This window comes from Solilutibacter pythonis, from assembly GCF_003697345.1.
Lineage (GTDB): Bacteria > Pseudomonadota > Gammaproteobacteria > Xanthomonadales > Xanthomonadaceae > Solilutibacter > Solilutibacter pythonis.
This window is the reverse complement of record NZ_RFLY01000073.1, coordinates 1-541: the sequence shown is the minus strand read 5'-3', so window position 1 is coordinate 541 and position 541 is coordinate 1. Positions and strand designations below refer to the sequence as shown.

General features: G+C 60.8%; 1 protein-coding gene. It reads left to right on the top strand.

Annotated features, from left to right (window positions below; all coding sequences use genetic code 11):
* On the top strand, nucleotides 1–541 hold a 541-nt coding region (locus tag EBB59_RS13345), incomplete at both ends, for an RHS repeat-associated core domain-containing protein (protein ID WP_147455633.1).

The window sequence follows — 541 nt, the reverse complement described above, 5'->3', positions numbered from 1 at the left end:
CCCAGCGCTACCTGTACGACGAAGCGGGCCAATGGCTGGGGGAATACGATGGCCAAGGCCAGGCGAAACAGCAGGTGATCTGGCTGGAGAATTACCCGATTGCCGTGATCGACGGTAGCGGCGCGGCAGCGAATATCGGCTACATTGAACCGGACCACCTGGGCACACCGAGAGTGATCATCGATGCCAAGCGCAACGTGGCGACATGGAGATGGCCGCTGACGGGGGAAGCGTTCGGCGCGGACGCATCGGAAGAAGCCCCGGACGGCGACGGCGAACGCTACGAGTTCGACCTACGCTTCCCTGGCCAACGCTACGACCGACACACGGGGCTGTACTACAACTACTTTCGGGATTACGAACCACAGACAGGGCGGTACGTGCAGAGCGACCCGGTTGGGCTTAAGGGGGGGTTGAATACGTATGCCTATGTCGGAGGGAATCCTGTAATGGGCGTCGATCCGCTTGGCTTGCAGGCTATGGCCCCTGTGGCCGGCTGGATTGGAACAGATACTGCAATTCCTGATCCATCCGATGCGGC